Origin of the sequence: Pseudonocardia cypriaca, assembly GCF_006717045.1 — a bacterium.
In the GTDB taxonomy this organism is placed as follows: domain Bacteria; phylum Actinomycetota; class Actinomycetes; order Mycobacteriales; family Pseudonocardiaceae; genus Pseudonocardia; species Pseudonocardia cypriaca.
Genome location: NZ_VFPH01000001.1, coordinates 1,884,439 through 1,903,276 on the forward strand (window position 1 = coordinate 1,884,439; position 18,838 = coordinate 1,903,276).

Sequence of the window (18,838 nt, forward strand, 5' to 3'; positions counted from 1 at the left end):
AGTACGGGTGGCCGCGGTGCCCATCCGATTGTGGGATCGACCCAGGTCAGGAGCCGTCCAGTGGGCCGAGCCGGGCGGCGAGAACACCGAAGCGCAGCACCAGTGCGTCGCGCGGGTCGGCGGGGCGGAGACCCGTGAGCTCGGTCACGCGCCGTAGCCGGTACCTCACGGTATTGGGATGGACGAAGAGCGCGCGGGCACACGCTTCGAGGGCGCTCCCGCTCTCCAGGAAGGCTTCCAGGGTGGTCAGCAGCTCGCCTCCCGCCGCCGACAGGGGTTCGACGGCCGTGGCGACGAGCCTGCGGTGGGCGACGGGGTCACCGGCGAGCGCGCGCTCGGGCAGCAGGTCGTCGGCGGCGACCGGGCGCGGCGCATCCGGCCGGGCCGGGGCCGCCCGCAGGCCCGCGAGGGCGTCGCGGGCGCTCGCGTGCGCGCCGGGCAGGTCGGCCGCACGCGGTCCCACGACGACGGGACCGGCGCCGAACGCCTCGACGACCGTGCCGATGTCACCGCCGGTGTCCAGGCCCGGTGGCTCCGACAGCAGCACGACCAGGCGGTTGCCCTGCACGCCGACCAGCACGGACTGGCCGGAGCTGTCGGCCTCGCGGCGCAGCTCGGACAGCAGCTCCTCGTGCGCCTCCGGGGCCGGGCTGCCCACCACCACGCGCAGCGGCTCGGTGGGGTCCCAGCCGAGCGCGGACGCGCGCGAGACCAGGCCGTCGACCCAGCTCCGCGCGGTGTTGCCGGACTCCGCCCCCGGCCCGCGGACCACCGCGTCGACCACGAGCGCCTCGACCCGCGCGTCCCACGCGCCGCGGCTCTCCGCCTCACCGGCGTACACGGTGGCGGCGGCGAACGCGATCTCCCGGCCGAACCGCAGCACACCCTCGACGAGCGTGCGCCGCTCGGCCTCGTCGGCCGCGAGCGGCGGCAGTTGCTCCTCGAAGACCTCGGTCGCGATGCGGACGAGGTCGACGGTCTGCGACAGCGTCAGCCGGCGCGCGAGATCACGGGGTGCGATCCGGAACGCCTCGGCCGTGAGCTGCGGCACCCCGGAAGACCCTTCGGCCCAGCGCTTGCCGATCCACGCCACGAAGTTGGCCACGCCGGTCTGCGTGACGAGCTGGACGCCCGCACGCAGGTCCGCCGACAGGCGCGCGAACCACGGCTGGCGCCGCGCCATTGCCGCGAGACAGGCGGCAGCCAGGTCACCCGCGGCCAGCTCCAGCTTGCGCAAGGTGGCCGGGGACAGCCCGGAGGATGCCCGCGCCCCGTCGTCGGTCACGCGGGGCAGCATCGCACGACGCGGCGTCGGCGGTGGTGGACCCGGAACGAGCCGACGCCGGGCGCCGTCCCCGCTCGACCACCGGGGCCGTACTGTGGCGAGTGATCAGGGGGCCGCTCCGACGGCGGCCCCGAACGCGCCTCCGGGGTGTTGCACGCCCGCGGAGGTGAAAGGACGATCCGGCGACCTTGCGCCGGAAGCTGTGGAGATCGGCGGTCAGCCGAGCGGAGTGACCTTGGTGGCCTGCGGACCCTTCTGACCCTGCTCGATGTCGAACGACACGCGCTGACCCTCGTCGAGGCTCTTGTATCCGTTTGTCTGGATCGCCGAGTAGTGCACGAACACGTCCGCGCCACCACCGTCAGGAGCGAGGAAGCCGTAGCCCTTCTCGCTGTTGAACCACTTGACGGTGCCCTCTGCCATTCCTGCTCTCCTCGTACCTGTGCCGGGGCACTGCCCCCGGCCTCGCGCCGCCTGGCGCTCAACGCTGCGCGCCCCGGTCGGGACGCCGTTCGCGATCACTCGCTGGCGGCGTCGCGCCGGAGCGTATCGTGTTCGGGCCTCGCTGCCGAGAGTCAATGACCAGTGATTTTCCGGCTCTTTCACGAGCGAGAGCCGCATTCCCGCCCTCGAAAGGTGGGGAACACGGCTCTCGCTGCTGGTGATGTGCTATCGATCAGGCCACGCCGCTGTCGCTCGTCTGCGGTCCGGCCGCCTGGGGGTCGTCGATCCGGTACTTCGCGGCCGCCTCGGCCACCGCTCCGCGATCGAACTCGCCCCGTGCTGCGAGCGACTCCAGCGCCGCCACCGTGATCGACTCGGCGTCGACGTTGAAGTGCCTGCGCACGGCCGGCCGGGTGTCGGAGAGACCGAACCCGTCGGTGCCGAGGCTGGTGAACGGCGCGGGCACCCACTGGCGCACCAGGTCGGGCAGCGCGCGCATCCAGTCCGACGTGGCGATCACCGGGGTGTCCCCGGCGAGCGCCCGGCTGATGTACGGGACGCGCGGCTCGGCCTCCGGGTGCACCAGGTTGTGCTGCTCGCACTCGACCCCGTCGCGGCGCAGCTCGCCCCACGACGTCACGGACCAGACCTCGGCGCCCACGCCCCACTGCTCGGCCAGCATGTCGCGGGCCTGCAAGGCCCACGGCAGCGAGACCCCGGACGCGAGCAGGCGCACCTGCGGCCCCTCCTCGCGCGGGCTGACCGCATAGCGGTAGAGGCCCCGGAGCAGCCCGTCGACGTCGAGGTCCTCGGGCTCGGCCGGCTGGACGTAGGGCTCGTTGTAGACCGTCAGGTAGTAGATGACGTTCTCCGCGTCCTCCCCGACCATGCGCCGCAGCCCGTCCTTGACGATGTGCGCCACCTCGAAGGAGAACGCCGGGTCGTAGGACACGACGGCCGGGTTGGTGGCCGCCAGCAGCAGCGAGTGCCCGTCGTTGTGCTGCAGGCCCTCGCCGGTGAGCGTGGTGCGGCCCGCGGTGGCGCCGACGAGGAACCCACGGGCCATCTGGTCGGCCGCGGCCCAGATCGAGTCGCCGGTGCGCTGGAACCCGAACATCGAGTAGAAGACGTAGACCGGGATCATCGGCTCGCCGTGCGTGGCGTACGAGGTGCCCGCCGCCGTGAACGAACCGACCGAGCCGGCCTCGTTGATCCCCTCGTGCAGCAGCTGGCCCTGTTCGCTCTCGCGGTAGGCGAGCATGAGCGACGCGTCCACGGACGTGTACTGCTGCCCGTTCGGGTTGTAGATCTTCTGGGTCGGGAACATCGAGTCCATCCCGAACGTGCGCGCCTCGTCCGGGATGATCGGCACGAACCGGCCGCCGATCTCCTTGTCCTTCACCAGCTCGCGCAGCAGCCGGACGAAGGCCATCGTGGTGGCGACCTCCTGCTTGCCCGAGCCCTTGCGGATCGTCTCGTAGACCTTGTCGCCGGGCAGGACGAGCGGCTTGGCCGACGCGCGCCGGGACGGCACCGGCCCGCCGAGCGAGCGCCTGCGCTCCCGCAGGTACTGGATCGCCGGGTCGTCGTCGCCCGGGTGGTAGTACGGCGGCAGGTAGGGGTCCGCCTCGAGCGCCCCGTCCGAGATCGGGATCCGCTGCTCGTCGCGGAACTGCTTGAGGTCCTTGAGCGACAGCTTCTTCATCTGGTGGGTGGCGTTGCGCCCGGCGAAGCTCGGGCCCACGCCGTAGCCCTTGATGGTCTTGGCGAGGATCACCGTCGGCTGGCCGTGGTGCTCCAGCGCAGCGGCGTAGGCGGCGTAGACCTTGCGGTAGTCGTGCCCGCCGCGCTTGAGGTTCCAGATCTCGGCGTCGGACATCGGCTCGACGAGCGCCTTCGTGCGCGGGTCGCGCCCGAAGAAGTGGTCGCGCACGTACCCGCCGTCGTTGGCCTTGTAGGTCTGGTAGTCACCGTCGGGCGTCTGGTTCATCAGGTTGACCAGCGCGCCGTCGCGGTCGGCGTGCAGCAGGGCGTCCCACTCGCGGCCCCAGATCACCTTGATGACGTTCCACCCGGCTCCGCGGAAGAACGCCTCCAGCTCCTGGATGATCTTGCCGTTGCCGCGGACCGGGCCGTCGAGCCGCTGCAGGTTGCAGTTGATGACGAACGTGAGGTTGTCCAGCCCCTCGGTGGCAGGCACGTGGATCAGGCCGCGCGACTCCGGCTCGTCCATCTCGCCGTCGCCGAGGAACGCCCACACGTGCTGCTGCGAGGTGTCCTTGATGCCGCGGTGGTGCAAGTAGCGGTTGAACCGCGCCTGCATGATCGCGTTCATCGGGCCGAGCCCCATGGAGACGGTGGGGAACTCCCAGAAGTCGGGCATCAGCCGCGGGTGCGGGTACGACGGCAGGCCATGGCCCGGCCCGCCGTGCGAGAGCTCCTGGCGGAAACCGTCGAGCCGGTCCTCGGACAGGCGCCCCTCGAGGTACGCGCGGGCGTAGATGCCGGGGGAGGCGTGGCCCTGGATGTAGACCTGGTCACCCCCACCCGGGTGATCCTTGCCCCGGAAGAAGTGGTTGAACCCGACCTCGTAGAGCGTGGCCGACGACGCGTACGACGAGATGTGCCCGCCGACGCTGATGCCGGGCCGCTGCGCGCGGTGCACCGTCATGGCCGCGTTCCAGCGGATCCACCGGCGGTAGGCCCGCTCGGTCTCCTCGTCGCCGGGGAACCACGGCTCCCGGTCGGTCGGGATGGTGTTGACGTAGTCGGTGCTGGTCAGCGACGGGACGCCGACGTGACGCTCCCGGGCCCGCTGCAGCAGCCGGAGCATCACGTAGCGGGCGCGCTGCTGCCCGGCTGCGTCGAGTACCGCGTCGAAGGAGTCGAGCCATTCGGCCGTCTCCTCCGGGTCGATGTCCGGCAGGTGGGCGGCGAGCCCGTCGCGGATGACGTGCACGCGCCGCGGCCCCGTCCCGGAGGTCCGGGCACTGCCGTCGGTGTTCTGGCCGGTCAAGGGATCTCCCTGCCTTGCTCTATCTGAGTCGGTCCGTGTTGTTGTCGTCCCCTATCGTGCCCCTCGGCGCTCGATCTCGTAACGAGTGGTTGCGCGCCGGACAGTCGTCGTGTTCGGATTCCGCAACCAACGAGGCCGGGGTCGGGGGACGAGGCACCGGCAACGAGCAGTGCACGAGGCAAAGGGGTACACGCGTGGTCGCCGCGGATGATGCCGGACGTACGTCCGACATCGCGGGCAAGCTCGGCGTCGAGCCGGGCATGGTTGTCCAGGAACTCGGCTGGGACAGCGACGTCGACGAGGCGGTGCGCGATGCCGTCGAGGAGAGAGCAGGGGACGATCTGCTCGACGAGGACGCCGACGATGTCATCGACCTGGTCCTGCTGTGGTGGCGCGACGGCGACGGGGACCTCGTCGACGCGTTGATCAACGCCATCGGTCCGCTCGCCGAGAACGGCGTGATCTGGGTGCTCACCCCGAAGACGGGGCGCCCCGGGCACGTCGAGCCGAGCGACATAGCCGAGGCCGCGCCCACGGCCGGGCTGTCGCAGACCTCCAACATCACCGTCAGCGAGGGCTGGGTCGGCTCCCGGCTGGTGTCGCCGAAGGCGGCCAAGTCCCGGCGCTGAGCGAACGGACGAGGCTGAGCTGACCGCGTTCACCAGCGGCCTCGCAGGCGATCCCGCCATGGGCGCCCGTCCGGGTCGTAGACGAGCCGGTACGCCGGAACGGCCCACAGCCGGGTGCGCTTGCGCATCCGTTCCGGCCGGTGGTGACGCAACCGCCCGGGAGGGCGCGGTCCGACCCGGCCACCGTCGTGCCACGCGTCGAGCGCATCGGCCGCCGCGTCCACGGCGCGAACGGCGTCGTCCGGGTCGAGCAGGTCGGCGTGCTCGCCGGGCCTGCGGTCGAGGTGCTCGCGCAGCAGGATGAGCCGCAGGTCACGGGCGAAGCGGCGGGCGCCGTCGCCCAGCCCGCCCGGGTCGGGCGGCTCGCGCTTGTCACGTTCGTCGTCGAGCACGGCGACGGACAGCTCGCTGTCGTGGCTCCAGGAACGCCGGTTGAGGTTGGCGCTGCCGGCGCAGGCCCAGGTGTCGTCGACGACGGCGACCTTCGCGTGGACGTAGATCGGGGTGCCCTCGTGGTTCTCCAGGTCGTACACGTGCACCCGGTCCGGGGCGGCCCGCACGCACACCTCCATGGCCTGCACCCGGCCCACCTTGTTGGGTGGCAGCGCGAGCCGGCCGTCGACGTCGGGGTGGCGGGGCACGACCACCATGAGGTGCAGCCGGGGGTTGCGCCGCAGCGCCTCGGCGAGCAGCCGTGCGATGTGCGGCGACCACATGTACTGGTCCTCGAGGTAGACGAGCCGCTGCGCGCGGCGCAGGACCTTCCCGTAGCCCCGTGCCACGGATCGCTCCCCGTGCGGGGCGAACGGGTAGCCGGGCCGGAGCGCGGGGTAGGTGCGCAGCACCTGGACCGTCGCACGCCCGGCGGGCGGGGGATCGGGCGGCTGGTCGGGCAGCGGGTCGGCACGCATGTCGGTGGCCGTGAGCCGGTCGCGCAGCCACGCGAGCGGGTTGTGGATGTCGACGGAGTGCGGGTCCTCCCAACGCTCCCGGAACACGGCGTCGAGCAGGCCGACGGCCGGGCCGCGCACCTCGAGCTGCACGTCGTGCCACGGCGGGCGCTCGCCGTACGCGGCGGCCAGTGGCGCGGCCTGTGGGTCGCCGCGGTGGGTCCGGTCGTCGCGGCGGGAGAGGCACAGGTCGATGCCGCCCGCGAACGCCACGTCCCGGCCGGGCGAGTCCGGGTGGCGCAGCACGACCAGCTTCTGGTGGTGGGAACCAGCCCAGCGCACCCGTTCGTCGAGCAGGACCTCGCCACCGGCCGCGCGCACCTCCTCACCGAGGAGCCGGTTCTCCGTTCCGCTGTAGGACAGCCGGTCGGCGTGCGAGCGCCACACCAGGCCCTTCACGAGCACCCCGCGGCGCGCGGCGTCGCAGAACAGCTCGCCGACCGTCGGCCCGTCCGGGCAGAGCAGCTCGCCGGCATCGCCGCGCCAGTCGGTGAAGAACAGGTGGTCACCGGGGCGCAGCGCCCGCACCTCGGCCACGAGGCGGCCGAAGTAGGCGCTGCCGTGCACGAGCGGCCGGACGTCGTTGCCGTCGCACCAGTCCGGCTGCCGGTACGCCGGGTTGCCGCGCTCGGACCGTGTGATGAACCACTCGGCTGTCCCCATCCATGCCTCCCATCCGCACCGCAGGCGACCTCGGCCGACTAGGCTCCCCGCGGAACGCACCGCTCGCAGCGAGGAGACCCGCCCATGGCCCCCGAGGTCGGCACCGAGGCACCCGACTTCACCCTCAAGGACCAGAACAACCAGGAAGTCACGCTCTCGTCGTTCCGCGGCAGCCGCAACGTGCTCGTGGTCTTCTACCCGTTCGCGTTCTCGGGAACCTGCACCGGCGAGCTGTGCGCGGTCCGCGACGACATCGGCAGCTTCCAGAACGACGATGTCCAGGTGCTCGGCGTGTCCGTCGACCACGTGTTCGCCCTCAAGGCGTGGGCGAACCAGGAGAGCTACCAGTTCCCCCTGCTGTCGGACTTCTGGCCGCACGGCGAGGTGGCGAAGACCTACGGCGTGTTCAACGCGGACCGCGGCATGGCCGTGCGCGGGACGTTCCTGGTGGACCGGGACGGCATCGTGCGGTTCGCCGAGGTGAACGCCCCTGGCGAACCTCGCGACCAGGACGGGTGGAAGAAGGCACTGGCCTCGGTGGCCTGACCCGAGATCGCCCGGCCGCTTCCGGCAGCCGGGGACCGGGCGCGTAGCTCAGCGGGAGAGCACTCGGTTTACACCCGAGCGGTCGCAGGTTCGATCCCTGCCGCGCCCACCGGCTCGACCAGCGGTTCGGTGCCGACTGCAGCCGCAAGTCGATAGGGGTGGCCGCCCGGAGAAGCTCCCGCGCCGCCTGATCGTGAACGCGTCGTGGTCGTGCCGCCGCAGTGTCATCGATCTTGGCCCCACCCGTGACAGGGGTTGGGCGTGTCGACATCGGGATCTGGCTCCACCCCTGGATGGGGTAGTAGTCGGTGCTCTACCGTTCGTGATCGTGGTGGTGCTGGTCCGCGCCGCGGCGGCATGGGCTGGACAGGCGGATCACAAATTCCTATGGGCACGGAGAGCGGGATGGCGGATCTGGACGGTAAGCCGAATGATCTAGGTGATCTGTCCGTGGCGCACTACCCGAGTATGGCGGACCAAGCGGCGTCGATACTGACGAAGCGTATCGCAGATGGCCTGCTGGAACCCGGACGTCAGCTCCGGGAGGATCAACTCGCCACGGCGCTCGGGATTTCCCGCAATACCGTTCGAGAGGCCTTCCGCGTCCTCATTCACGAAGGCTTCGTCGTCCGCGAGCCCTTCCGGGGCGTATTCGTGCGCATCGTGACCGTGGCCGATGTCTCGGACATCTTCCGGACACGCCACGTCCTGGAGCCCATAGGCGTTGACCCGCTGACCCGGGATCCCGCCGCTGCGGCCAAGCTGCTCGAAATCGTTGCGGCGGCGGACACCGCGGCGGCCGCGGGCGACTGGCGGGACGTGGGCACGGCCAACCTCGACCTGCACAAAGCACTGGTTGAACCATGCCGTAGCGTTCGGCTGGACCGCCTGTTCACCCGGCTGTTCGCGGAACTGAGGCTGGCGTTCCTGCTCGCGGACGATGCACGAGCCATGCACGAGCCGTACCTCGCCTGGAACAAATCGATCGCGGAGCTGATCGCAGGTGGCCGGGCTGCCGCCGCCAAGGTGGAGCTGACTCGCTACCTGGATCACGCCGAACGCCAGGTGATCGCGGGGGTGGCCAGGGCCGAGGAGAAGCTCGCCAAAGGGTGAAGGAAAAACCGACTCGTGGCAGGGTCCGCTGCTGACTGCCCGGATACGGAAACCGGGTACCTGAAACGATTGGCTGCCGCGCGTTCGTGAACGGCCGAGCCACGCCAGAGCCGCAATCCTGGCTATCGGTCGAACGGGTCGTATCGCGGGCAGATCGGGCCGATCCGATGAGCGCCCGGACCGGGTCGATGCCGTCGATACCGACGCTGCAGCGAAAGCGGCCTCATCGAGACGTCCTGCTGCGCAGGATTCGCTGGCGTCAGCGCGCCGGGTGCGCCGTCACCCGGATCTCCGCCACCCCGGCCAGCGCTCGGGAGACCGCGCAGCTCGCCTCGGCCGCCTCGGCGTGCTTCTGGAGGGCGGCTTCGTCCACGCCGTCCACGTCGACCGTCGTGTCGAGCTCGACGAGGTCGATGGTCGGCACCCCGTCGACGGGGCGCAGGCGCACCCGGGCGCTCGTGGCGATGCTGCGGGGAACGCTGCCGGCCTGCGTGAGGACGTACGTCAGCGCCATCGAGAAGCAGCCGGCGTGTGCGGCGGCGAGGAGCTCCTCGGGGTTCGTGCTCGCGGCGGCGTCGTCGGTGAAGCGGGAGCGGAAGCTGTAGTCGGCCTCCCACCTGTTCGGGCCGACGACCAGGCGGCCGCTGCCCTCGCTCAGGTCGCCGTTCCAGGTCGCGTTCCCGATGCGTGCTGCCATGGCTACTTCCCTCCGTTGTCGTGCGTCGGTTCCAGGGTGATGACGACCTTCCCGATGGCGGTGCCGCCGAGGTAGTGGCGGAAGGCCGCGGGTGCGTCGTCGAAGGGGAAGACCCGGCCGAGGACCGGCCGGATCCGGTGGGTGCTCACGGCCGCCACGAGCGCGGCGAGCTGCGCGCGGCTGCCGACGGCGACCGGCCGGAGTGTCGCGCCCGCAGTGAAGACCGCATACGGGTCGAGGGACGCGGGCGGGCGTCCACCGACGAACCCGACCACGGCGATCTCCCCGCCGAGCGCGACCGCGGCGAGCGAGGACTCCAGGTTTCCGGCCACCTCGACGACGAGGTCGGCCCCGCGCCCGCCGGTGGCCGCCCGGACCGCGCCCGGCCAGTCCGGCGTGTCCCGGTAGTTCAGCACCACGTCCGCCCCGAGCTCGCGCAGCAGGCCCACCCGCGCCTCGTTCCCGGTCGTGGCGATCACCCGCGCACCCATGGCGGTGGCCAGCTGGACCGCGAACAGCGACACCCCGCCCGTCCCGAGGGTCAGCACGGTGTCCCCCGGCCGTATCCCGCGTCCGCCGGTGAGCGCGTTCCACGCGGTGAGGCCGGCGACCGGCAACGTTGCCGCCTCCGCGTCGGTGAGGTCGTCGTCCGGGATCTCGACGAGCGCGGCGGCGGGCAGCACGACGTGCTCGGCGAGCATCCCGTCGAGCGAGCCACCGATCTGGTCGATGACGTCGAGGGAGAACGGCCCGTCCTGCCAGCGCGGGAACGCCGCGACGACGACCCGCGCCCCGACCGGGGGCCCGGCGACGTCCGGTCCGGTCGCGGAGACGACGCCGACGCCCTCGGCGAGCGGGATCCCACCGTCCCGCACCGGGAGCACGTACCGGCCTTCCAGGATCATCGCCTCGCGGTAGCTGAGCGACGCCGCCCGCACCTCGACGAGGACCTCGCCGGGCCCGGGAACGGGGAGTTCGGAGACGTCGAGCCGGAGGCCGCCGAGGCCGGCGCCCGAGTCGAGCCGGTAGCTGCGCATGCCGAGACTGTCGCCCGTCGCAGGTGCTCCTGCCCATTACCTCGTGGGTGCAGCAGCCCTACGCTGGCAGCCATGGGAGGCGGCGCGGGCGAGGTGCTGCGGTTCTGGCGGCAGCGCCGCGGCATGAGCCAGCTCGAGCTCGCCACCGCGACCGGCGTCTCCACCAAGCACCTCAGCTTCGTGGAGAACGGACGGGCGCGTCCCAGCCGGCAGCTGCTCGTGCACCTCGCCGACGCACTGGCCCTGCCCCTGGGTGAGCGCGACCGCCTGCTGCTCGCGGGCGGCTACGCGCCCCCGCAGGGCGCGGTCGGCCCCCGGGACCGGGCGATGCGCCCCCTGCGGCAGGCGCTCGACGAGCTGCTCGCGGCCCACGACCCGAACCCGGCGATCGTGGTCGACGCCCGCTGGGACCTCGTGGCCGCCAACGCCGCCGCCGACGTGCTGTGGGACGGCGTCGACTCCGGGCTGCTGACGCCGCCGGTCAACATGCTGCGGCTGTCCACGCATCCCGAGGGCCTGCCGCGGATCTCCACCGCCACCCCCGCGTGCAGCCGCTCCCTGATCGACCGGTTGCGCCGGAAGGCAGGCGAGGACGCCGACGACGTGCTCCTCGACCTCGTGCTCGAGGCCGAGGGGCACCTCGCCGCCGCCCCCGGTGAGCCGCCACGGTGGACCGGTGACGGCGTGATGGCCGGCTTCGAGCTCAAGACCCGGCTCGGCGTGGTCGGGCTGCGCACCGTGATCGCCACGCTCGGCGCCCCGCTGGACGTCGGCGCGTCCGACCTCGCCCTCGAGACCTTCCTCCCCGCCGACGAGGACAGCGCGACGCTGCTCCGTGCGCTGGCAGCCTCCCGTCCGCTGCCGGGGCCCGGAAAGCCACCTTCCTGGCCTGCAAAGCCCTGAATGTGGCTTTCCTGAACTCCCGGGATGCCGCCGTGACCGACGATGCATGGGCAACCCTCGCGGATCCGTTCGTCAAGGGCGCGTACGCGACCGTGAAGGGACGGGTCCGGACGTACGTGCTGCACCAGCACCTGGTGGCGCACCTGCCCCCGCCACCGGCGGCCGTGCTCGACGTGGGCGGAGGGGCCGGGCACCAGTCGTTCCCGCTGGCTCGCCTCGGCTACGAGGTGGTCCTCCTCGACTCGTCGGAGGCGATGCTCTCGGCGGCCGAGGAGCGCCTGGCCGCGGAGCCGCAGGACGTCCGGGACCGGGTCCGGCTGGTGCACGGCCGCGGTGAGGACGCGCATTCGGTCACCGGCGGCCGGAGGTTCGACGCGGTGCTGTGCCACGGCGTGCTGATGTACCTGGACGATCCGGCGCCGATGGTCGAGGCGCTGAGCGCCTGCGCGGCCCGGGACGGTCTGGTGTCGATCCTCGCGCTCAACGCGGACACGCTCGCCGTTCGACCCGCTCTCGAGCACCGGTGGCAGGACGCGCTGGCGGCCTTCGAGGCCCACGGCGAGCGCGGTGTGCTCGGGCTGGAAACGCGCGCCGACACCGTCGACGGCCTCTCCCGGCTGCTCGCCGACCACGGCGTCACGCCGCTGGCGTGGTACGGCGTCTGGCTGTTCAGCGACTGGATGACCCTCGACGCCGACGACGCTGAGCTGGCCCGGATCGCGGAGGTGGAGCTCGAGGCGAGCCGCCGCGACCCGTACCGGCGGCTCAGCCGGGTGTTCCATCTCCTCGCGCGCAGGTGAGCAGCCGCCAGGTGATGAGGGCGACCCTGGCCCTGGTCAGCCCGGTCGGCTCGGTGAGCTCGACGCCCATCGCCTTCCCGAGCTGCTCGAGCCGGCGCGTGACGCTGCTGTGGTGCAGGTGGAGCAGCTCGGCGGCGCGGCGGTGGGAGCCGGTGGCGCAGTAGGCGTCCAGGGTGGCCAGGTCGTCCGGGGCGAGCCGGGCGATCGCGGCCACGTCCGGGTTGTCCCGCACGTCGTCCTCCGGGATCCGGGCGAGCAGCGCCAGCGCCCCCAGCTCGCCGTGGTGGACGACGGGCTGGCGGGACGTCGTGAAGCGCAATGCGGTGCGGGCCTCGCGCCAGGAACGGTCCGGGCTGTCGGCGCCGCCGATCCCGGCTCGGACGCCCGTGGGGAACCGGGTCCGGTCGACGGTGGTGGCCAGGACGACGCCCACGTCGGCGAGCGGTGCGGCCTTCACCGGGCGGGCCGGGCAGATCAGCGCGCCGATCCGGTCGAGCGGTAGCTCCGACCGCACGGCGACGACGTGGACCGGCAGGTCCGCGGTGAAACCCAGCAGCCGCAGCGCCCGGCTCCTCGCGGCCTCGTCGCTGTCCGAGCTGATCACCAGCTCGACGAGGGCCGGGTCGGCCATGGTGGTGCGGGCCGGGCCGTACCGCTCGACGACAGCAGCGGCGGCGATGGCGAGCCGGTCCAGCACCACGTCGTCGAGCGGACCGGGCGGGCCGGGGCGCTCCAGCCACACCGTGCCGATCTCCTCCTCGTCGAGGGTGATCGGGCTCGTGGTGGACGCCGGTCGCGCCGGCTCGGGCGCGTGCCCACCGCCGGGCGAGATGCGGATCGTCCGCCCCGTGCCGTGCAGCCGGATCCCGGCCACGCACTCGGCCAGGCCGGCCGAGGCCCTGGCGAGCGCGGGCAGATCGACCCGCCTGCGCATCAGCGTGTCGTAGACCATCACGATGCGGAGGGCGCCTTCGGCGTGCGGGTCCAGGCTCGACAGCCGCGCGACCAGTGCTTCCACGGGGCCGAGCATAGGCGCCGATCGGTGCGCGATCGGGTCCGAACGTGCGGCGGTCGGCGGATGATCGCCGAGCCGGCGACCGTGACGATGGACGGCATGGATCCCGAGGTCGAAGCATTCATCCCGCTGCTCCCGCGGCTCGACCCGACCGACCCGGTGGGCGCGCGCAGGATGTTCGCCGAGATCGCCGCCGCCGCGCCGGTACCGGACACCCGGGGCATGGACGTCGAGGACCGCACGGTGCCGGGCGAGCCGGGGGTCCCGGTGCGGATCTACCGCCCGCACCGGGCGCAGGGCGCGATCATCTGGCTGCACGGTGGCGGCTGGGTCGTGGGTGACCTGGACACCGAGCACCCGTGGGCGACCCGGCTCGCCGACGGCTCCGGCGCCGTGGTGATCTCGGTGGGCTACCGCCTCGCTCCCGAGCACCCGTTCCCGGCCGCCTTCGACGACGCCTACGCCGTGCTGACCTGGACCGCCGAGCACGCGGCCGAGCTCGGGATCGACCCGAACCGGATCGCGGTCGGCGGCCACAGCGCGGGTGGGGGCCTCGCGGCGGGGGTGGCGTTGCGGGCGCGCGACCAGCAGGGGCCGCCCATCCGCTTCCAGCTGCTCAACCAGCCCGGCCTCGACGACCGGATGGAGACCTGGTCGGCGCGCAACTTCACCGACACCCCCTGGTGGGACCGCGAGCGGCTCGCCGCGGCGTGGGGGCACTACCTGGGGGACGCGCCCGCCTCGCCGTACGCCGCCCCGGCCAGGGCCGAGGACCTGTCCGGCCTGCCGCCCGCCTACATCGCCACCGCCGAGTTCTGCCCCAACCGCGACGAGGACATCCTCTTTGCGCTGCGCCTGCTCCAGGCGGGCGTGTCGGTCGAGCTGCACCAGTGGGCCGGCACCTTCCACGGGTCGCAGGCGATCGTGTCCGCCGAGGTGTCGCAGCGGCAGATCGCCGAGCTGGGTGGCGCCGTGCGGCGCGCGCTGGCGCAGTGAGCGCGGCGATGCGCAACAGACCGATCCTGCTCGTCTGCCTGGCGGTGTTCGGCCTGATGACCGGGCAGCAGATGGTGAACCCGATCCTCCCGCCGCTGGCCCGCGAGCTCGGGTTCAGCGAGCTGGCGCTCGGGATCGTGTGGACGGTCGGCGCGTCCGGCGTCGTGCTGGCCAGCTCGTTCTGGAGCCGCCGCAGCACGTCGTGGGGCCACCGGCCGGTCCTGCTGGTCTCGCTCGCCGGCGCGATGGCCGGGCTGCTGGCGTTCGCCGTCGTCGCCCAGGCCGGGCTGGCGGGCGTGCTCACCGGGCCCCTGCTGTTCACGGCGATCCTGATCAGCCGTGGCGTCGTGTTCGGCCTGGCCTGGGCGGCGACGCCGGTCACCGCCCAGTCCTACGTCGCCGACATGACCTCCGGGACGGCCGAGCGGGTGCGGGGCATGTCCATGATCGGTGCGGCGATGGGCCTCGGCATGGCCGTCGGGCCCGCGCTGGGTGGGGTGCTGAGCGCCACCGGCCTGCTGACCCCGCTGTACGTGGCGCCGGCGATCATCGCCGGGATCGCCGTGCTGGTGGCGCTCGGCCTGCCGAGGCCGCAGGCCAACCGGGTCCGCCCGGTGACGGTGCAGGTCAGTCCGCTCGACGCCCGCATGTGGCCCTTCCTGGCCACCGGGTTCGGCATGTACCTCGCCTTCGGCATCGTGCTGATGACGATCGGCTTCCTCGTGCAGGACCGGCTGCAGCTCGCCACGCAGCAGACCGGGCAGGCGACCGGCTTCGTCATCCTGGCCGGGGCGAGCGCGCTCATCCTCGTCCAGGCCGTCGCCGTGCCGCGGCTGGGCTGGACACCGCTGCGCCTCATGCGGGTGGGTGCCGTCGTGATGACCGCCGGCATGGTCCTGGTCACCGTCACCGCCGACGGGCTGCTGCTGGGCGTCGCGATGGCCGTGCTCGGCGCAGGCCTCGGGTTCGGGCTGCCCGGGATCATGGCTGCGCCGACGCTGCTCGCCACGCGGGAGGAGCAGGGTGCGGTGGCCGGGCTGGTCGGCACCAGCAACGCGATCACGTTCGTGCTCGGCCCGCTGCTGGGCACCGGCCTGTACGAGATCGCCCCCGCCGTCCCCTACCTCCTCGGCACGGTGCTGCTGGCGGGTCTGGCCGTCTTCACGTTCGTCCATCCCGGTGTGCGGCGGACACCGGACGCGGCGATTTACGCTACCTTTGGTAGCGATACGTCGAGTAGCGAAACTACGGTGGGGGATCGATGACGGAGCAGGCAGATGCCTTGGGCCTGGGGGACCTGGTGCGTCCGGTCCGGGCGCGGCTGGCCACGGCAGTCGGCCTGCAGGCCGCCGCCGCGGTGGTCGCCGTGGTTCCCTTCGTCGCGGTCGCCGAGCTGGCCGGGGTGCTGCTGGTCGCCGGCCCCGTCGACGCCGCCCGCGCCTGGGCGGTCGCCGCGGTCGCGGCGGGCGCGTTGATCGGGTGGGTGGTGCTGACGGCCCTGGCGGGAGCGCTCGCCCACCACGCCGACCTGGACTTCCAGCTGTCGGTGCGGCGGCGCCTCGTCGATCGGCTCGGGCGGGTGCCGCTCGGCTGGTTCACCGACCGAGGTGCGGGTGGGATCAGCAAGGCGGTGCAGCACGACGTGGACACGATGCACCACCTCGTGGCGCACGCGCTGCTGAACCTCACCGCCAGCGTGATCACGCCGCTGGTGACGCTGGCCTACCTGTTCTGGGTGGACTGGCGGATGGCGCTGGTCCTGCTGGTCCCGATCGCGGTCGGAGCCGCTCTGTTCGTGCGGGCGGCGGTGGCCATGGAGGGTCAGTCCGCGGCCTTCGACGACGCGCAGCAGCGCATCAGCAGGCGGGTCGTCGAGTTCGTCGAGGGCATCGCCGTGGTGAAGATGTTCGGGCAGGCGGGGCGCGCGCACCGGCAGTACGCGAAGGCCGCCGACGACTTCGCGGAGTTCTTCCTCGCCTGGATCTCGAAGGTCTACCGGACCAGCGCCGCGGTGGAGGTGGCGTTCAGCCCGGTCACCGTCCTGCTCACGGTGCTGGTCGGTGGCACGGCGCTGGTCTCGGCCGGGCACCTCGAGGCGATCGAGCTCCTGCCGTTCGCGATCCTCGGGATTGGGCTGGCCGGGCCGATGCAGGCGCTGCACTATTACAGCCACGACGTGGAGAAGTCGAGCGCGGCGGCGAAGCGGGTGGGCACGCTGCTCGCGGCGCCGGAGCTGGCGGTGCCGGCGCGACCGCGGCGGCCGGAGGGCGCGCGGGTGGAGCTGCGCGGCGTCGGGTTCGCCTACGACGCGGACCGGCCGGTGCTGCGTGAGGTCGACCTGGTGCTCGAGCCCGGCACCGTGACCGCGCTGGTCGGGCCGTCGGGTTCGGGCAAGACGACCCTCGCCAAGCTGCTCCCGCGGTTCTTCGACCCGACCGCCGGCGCCGTCACGATCGGCGGGGTCGACCTGCGCGACATCGCGCCGGAGCAGCTGTACCGGCTGGTGTCGTTCGTCCTGCAGGACGTCCAGCTGCTGGACGCCAGCGTGCGCGACAACATCCGCCTCGCCCGGCCCGACGCGGACGAGGAGACGGTGCGCCGGGCGGCGCGGGCCGCGGCCGTCGACGAGCGGATCACCGCGTTGCCGCGCGGCTACGACGCGATGGTCGGCCGGGACGTGCGCTTCTCCGGCGGGGAGGCGCAGCGCATCTCGATCGCCCGGGCGATCCTCGCGGACACCCCGGTCGTCGTGCTCGACGAGGCGACCGCGCACGCCGATCCCGAGTCGGAGGCGCTGATCCAGGACGCGCTGTCCGAGCTAGCGGCCGGGCGGACCGTGCTCGTCGTCGCGCACCGGCTGGCGTCGGTGGTCGGCGCGGACCGGATCGTGGTGCTCGACGAGGGCCGGATCGTCGAGCAGGGCACCCACGAGGAGCTGATCGCGGCCGACGGCCGGTACGCGCGGATGTGGCGGCTGCAGCAAGAGGCGGGCGCGTTGACGGGGGGACGACGATGATCCGCAGGCTGTTCACCGCGCTCGGCCCGGAGCACGACCGCGCGCTGCGCCGGATGCTGGGCCTGTTGACCGCCGCGGCGGTGCTGCAGGGGGCGGCGTTCGTCCTGCTGGTGCCGGCACTGCGGGAGCTGCTCGGCGGCGCACCGGACCGGGCGTGGCCGTGGGTGATCGCGCTCGCGGTGCTGTGGATCGGCTTCGCGGCGGTCAACTTCACGGCGACGCTCGCCGGCTTCGGGACCGGCGCGAACCTCAGCCGGGACCTGCACCACCGCATCGGGGACAAGGTCGCGCAGCTGCCACTGGCCTGGTTCACCGCCGATCGCCTCGGCGGGCTCGGGCGCCTGGCGACCGAGCGGGTGATCGCCATCATGGGGGTGCCGGCGCACCTGCTGAGGCAGCTGGTCGACGCCACGGTCACGCCGCTGGTCGTCGTGCTGGCCATGTTCCTGTTCGACTGGCGGCTCGCCGTTGCGATGGCCGTCGCCGCGGTCGCAGTGGGGCTCGTGTACCGGATCGCCGGACGTCGCATGCAGGCCGCCGATCGCGACGCCGACCGCATCCACGCCGATGCCGCCGGGCGGATCGTGGAGTTCGCCCGCGCCCAGCCGGTGCTGCGGGCGTTCGGCCGCACCGTGGAGGGGCACAGCGCGCTCGACGCCGCGCTCGCCGCGCAGCACGGGGCCGGCCGCCGGATGCTGCGCGCGGGCATCCCCGGCGTCGTCGGGCTCGGCTTCGTCGCGCAGGCGGCGTTCGTCGTGCTGCTCGCCATGGGCACCTACCTGGCGCTCGACGGATCCCTCGGCGCGGCCGAGCTGATCGCGCTGCTGGTGCTGGCGGCCCGGTTCGTCGAACCGGTCATGCTGATCGCCGAGCTCGGCGGTGCTCTCCGCGTGGCCGAGAACGCGTTGTCCGAGATCAACGCCCTGCTCGCCACCGAGACGCTGCCCGAGCCGGAGGAGTCGCGGGCGACGTGCGGGGTCGACGTCGAGCTCGACGGCGTGCGCCTCGGCTACGACGGCACCCCGGTGCTGGACGGGTTGTCCATGCGGGTGCCGCGGGGCGGGATGACCGCACTGGTCGGCCCGTCCGGTGCGGGCAAGACCACCGTGATCAAACTGATCGCGCGGTTCTTCGATCCCGATGCCGGCGCGGTGCGGGTGGGTGGCGTGGACGTTCGCGAGCTGCGCACCGAGGACCTGACATCGCTCATCTCGGTGGTCTTCCAGGACGTCTACCTCTTCGACGGGACCGTCCTCGACAACGTGCGGGTCGGCAGGCCCGACGCCACCGACGAGGAGGTACGGGCGGCCGCCCGTGCCGCGCGGGTCGACGACATCGCCGAACGCCTGCCGGGCGGCTGGGACGCGCCGGTGGGGGAGGGCGGCAGCCGCCTGTCCGGTGGGGAGCGGCAGCGCATCTCGATCGCGCGTGCACTGCTGAAGGACACGCCGATCGTGCTGCTCGACGAGCCGACCGCCGCCCTCGACGCCGAGAACGAGCACGCCCTGCAGCAGGCGGTGTCGGCCCTGTCCCGCGACCGCACCGTCCTGGTTGTCGCGCACCGCCTGAACACCTTGCGCGAGGCCGACCACATCGTCGTCCTCCACGGGGGACGTGCGGTGGAGGAGGGCGTCCACGACGAGCTGCTCGCTCGTGACGGCCGGTACGCCCACTACTGGCGGGAACGCAGCCGGGCGCGGGGATGGCGGCTCGTGGCCCGCGCGTGAG

16 protein-coding genes and 1 tRNA gene are annotated in these 18,838 nt (G+C 72.8%); 10 read left to right on the forward strand and 7 right to left on the reverse strand.

What is annotated here, in order from left to right:
- Window positions 1–46: 46 nt before the first annotated feature.
- From FB388_RS08910 to aceE, 3 genes are all read right to left on the reverse strand, one after another.
- Window positions 47–1,285, reverse strand: a complete 1,239-nt coding sequence (locus FB388_RS08910) for a PucR family transcriptional regulator (protein ID WP_246121762.1) — start codon at window positions 1,283–1,285, stop codon at window positions 47–49.
- A gap of 216 nt (window positions 1,286–1,501) precedes the next feature.
- On the reverse strand, window positions 1,502–1,708 hold the full coding sequence (locus FB388_RS08915; protein WP_075941971.1) for a cold-shock protein: 207 nt from the start codon (window positions 1,706–1,708) through the stop codon (window positions 1,502–1,504).
- A gap of 253 nt (window positions 1,709–1,961) precedes the next feature.
- Entirely contained in the window at window positions 1,962–4,745 is a 2,784-nt protein-coding gene (gene aceE / locus FB388_RS08920; protein ID WP_142099302.1) for a pyruvate dehydrogenase (acetyl-transferring), homodimeric type, read from the reverse strand.
- Between the two features lie 194 nt (window positions 4,746–4,939).
- On the opposite strand from aceE, the gene FB388_RS08925 reads away from it, so the two are divergent.
- Window positions 4,940–5,374 carry a DUF3052 domain-containing protein gene (locus FB388_RS08925; RefSeq protein WP_142099304.1) on the forward strand — a complete coding sequence of 145 codons (435 nt, stop codon included), beginning with the start codon at window positions 4,940–4,942 and terminating at the stop codon, window positions 5,372–5,374.
- A 29-nt stretch (window positions 5,375–5,403) separates the two neighbouring features.
- On the opposite strand, the gene FB388_RS08930 is transcribed toward FB388_RS08925, so the two are convergent.
- Window positions 5,404–6,987 carry a phospholipase D family protein gene (locus FB388_RS08930; RefSeq protein ID WP_142099306.1) on the reverse strand — a complete coding sequence of 528 codons (1,584 nt, stop codon included), beginning with the start codon at window positions 6,985–6,987 and terminating at the stop codon, window positions 5,404–5,406.
- A gap of 84 nt (window positions 6,988–7,071) precedes the next feature.
- Here FB388_RS08930 and FB388_RS08935 point away from each other — a divergent pair, with 84 nt between their 5' ends.
- From FB388_RS08935 to FB388_RS08945, 3 genes are all read left to right on the forward strand, one after another.
- A complete protein-coding gene (locus FB388_RS08935) occupies window positions 7,072–7,533 on the forward strand; it encodes a peroxiredoxin (RefSeq protein WP_142099308.1) in 462 nt (153 codons plus the stop codon).
- Window positions 7,534–7,570: 37 nt separating this feature from the next.
- Window positions 7,571–7,642: transfer RNA gene (locus tag FB388_RS08940), tRNA-Val, on the forward strand.
- 296 nt (window positions 7,643–7,938) lie between these two features.
- Window positions 7,939–8,646, forward strand: a complete 708-nt coding sequence (locus tag FB388_RS08945) for a GntR family transcriptional regulator (RefSeq protein WP_170225534.1) — start codon at window positions 7,939–7,941, stop codon at window positions 8,644–8,646.
- 259 nt (window positions 8,647–8,905) lie between these two features.
- On the opposite strand, the gene FB388_RS08950 is transcribed toward FB388_RS08945, so the two are convergent.
- Both FB388_RS08950 and FB388_RS08955 read right to left on the reverse strand, forming a co-directional pair.
- Window positions 8,906–9,343, reverse strand: a complete 438-nt coding sequence (locus FB388_RS08950) for an OsmC family peroxiredoxin (RefSeq protein ID WP_142099312.1) — start codon at window positions 9,341–9,343, stop codon at window positions 8,906–8,908.
- Window positions 9,344–9,345: 2 nt separating this feature from the next.
- On the reverse strand, window positions 9,346–10,380 hold the full coding sequence (locus tag FB388_RS08955) for a zinc-dependent alcohol dehydrogenase family protein (RefSeq protein ID WP_142099314.1): 1,035 nt from the start codon (window positions 10,378–10,380) through the stop codon (window positions 9,346–9,348).
- Between the two features lie 72 nt (window positions 10,381–10,452).
- Here FB388_RS08955 and FB388_RS08960 point away from each other — a divergent pair, with 72 nt between their 5' ends.
- Together FB388_RS08960 and FB388_RS08965 are read left to right on the forward strand one after the other, a co-directional pair.
- Window positions 10,453–11,283 carry a helix-turn-helix domain-containing protein gene (locus FB388_RS08960; protein ID WP_142099316.1) on the forward strand — a complete coding sequence of 277 codons (831 nt, stop codon included), beginning with the start codon at window positions 10,453–10,455 and terminating at the stop codon, window positions 11,281–11,283.
- 32 nt (window positions 11,284–11,315) lie between these two features.
- Entirely contained in the window at window positions 11,316–12,083 is a 768-nt protein-coding gene (locus FB388_RS08965; RefSeq protein WP_142099318.1) for a methyltransferase, read from the forward strand.
- On the opposite strand, the gene FB388_RS08970 is transcribed toward FB388_RS08965, so the two are convergent.
- The gene (locus FB388_RS08970) at window positions 12,049–13,101 is read right to left on the reverse strand and encodes a PucR family transcriptional regulator (protein ID WP_142099328.1); all 1,053 of its coding nucleotides are present in this window, start codon (window positions 13,099–13,101) and stop codon (window positions 12,049–12,051) included. The two genes, FB388_RS08965 and FB388_RS08970, sit on opposite strands and share 35 nt — an antisense overlap.
- 96 nt (window positions 13,102–13,197) lie before the next feature.
- Between FB388_RS08970 and FB388_RS08975 the strand changes: the two genes are divergently transcribed.
- Genes FB388_RS08975 through FB388_RS08990 form a run of 4 tightly spaced genes read left to right on the forward strand, consistent with a single transcriptional unit; the run spans window position 13,198 to window position 18,837 of the window.
- Complete coding sequence (locus FB388_RS08975; RefSeq protein WP_142099330.1) at window positions 13,198–14,094, forward strand: alpha/beta hydrolase; 897 nt, start codon at window positions 13,198–13,200, stop codon at window positions 14,092–14,094.
- Between the two features lie 8 nt (window positions 14,095–14,102).
- Window positions 14,103–15,359: an MFS transporter gene (locus FB388_RS08980; protein ID WP_142099332.1), complete on the forward strand. Its 1,257-nt coding sequence runs from the start codon at window positions 14,103–14,105 to the stop codon at window positions 15,357–15,359.
- Window positions 15,356–17,110, forward strand: coding sequence for an ABC transporter ATP-binding protein (locus tag FB388_RS08985; protein ID WP_142099334.1), 1,755 nt, complete (start codon window positions 15,356–15,358; stop codon window positions 17,108–17,110). The genes FB388_RS08980 and FB388_RS08985 overlap by 4 nt, the downstream gene beginning before the upstream one ends.
- Window positions 17,107–18,837 (forward strand): ABC transporter ATP-binding protein, encoded by a 1,731-nt coding sequence (locus tag FB388_RS08990; RefSeq protein ID WP_142099336.1) that lies wholly within the window; start codon window positions 17,107–17,109, stop codon window positions 18,835–18,837. The genes FB388_RS08985 and FB388_RS08990 overlap by 4 nt, the downstream gene beginning before the upstream one ends.
- Window position 18,838 lies beyond the last annotated feature (1 nt).

Excerpts from the sequence above, each read along its gene's own strand:
- FB388_RS08960 (WP_142099316.1), top strand. The coding sequence starts at position 10,453 with ATGGGAGGCGGCGCGGGCGAGGTGCTGCGGTTCTGGCGGCAGCGCCGC.
- FB388_RS08975 (WP_142099330.1), top strand. The coding sequence starts at position 13,198 with ATGGATCCCGAGGTCGAAGCATTCATCCCGCTGCTCCCGCGGCTCGAC.
- FB388_RS08980 (WP_142099332.1), top strand. The coding sequence starts at position 14,103 with ATGCGCAACAGACCGATCCTGCTCGTCTGCCTGGCGGTGTTCGGCCTG.
- FB388_RS08955 (WP_142099314.1), bottom strand. The coding sequence starts at position 10,380 with ATGCGCAGCTACCGGCTCGACTCGGGCGCCGGCCTCGGCGGCCTCCGG.
- FB388_RS08950 (WP_142099312.1), bottom strand. The coding sequence starts at position 9,343 with ATGGCAGCACGCATCGGGAACGCGACCTGGAACGGCGACCTGAGCGAG.
- FB388_RS08930 (WP_142099306.1), bottom strand. The coding sequence starts at position 6,987 with ATGGGGACAGCCGAGTGGTTCATCACACGGTCCGAGCGCGGCAACCCG.
- FB388_RS08985 (WP_142099334.1), top strand. The coding sequence starts at position 15,356 with ATGACGGAGCAGGCAGATGCCTTGGGCCTGGGGGACCTGGTGCGTCCG.
- FB388_RS08915 (WP_075941971.1), bottom strand. The coding sequence starts at position 1,708 with ATGGCAGAGGGCACCGTCAAGTGGTTCAACAGCGAGAAGGGCTACGGC.
- FB388_RS08945 (WP_170225534.1), top strand. The coding sequence starts at position 7,939 with ATGGCGGATCTGGACGGTAAGCCGAATGATCTAGGTGATCTGTCCGTG.
- FB388_RS08935 (WP_142099308.1), top strand. The coding sequence starts at position 7,072 with ATGGCCCCCGAGGTCGGCACCGAGGCACCCGACTTCACCCTCAAGGAC.
- FB388_RS08990 (WP_142099336.1), top strand. The coding sequence starts at position 17,107 with ATGATCCGCAGGCTGTTCACCGCGCTCGGCCCGGAGCACGACCGCGCG.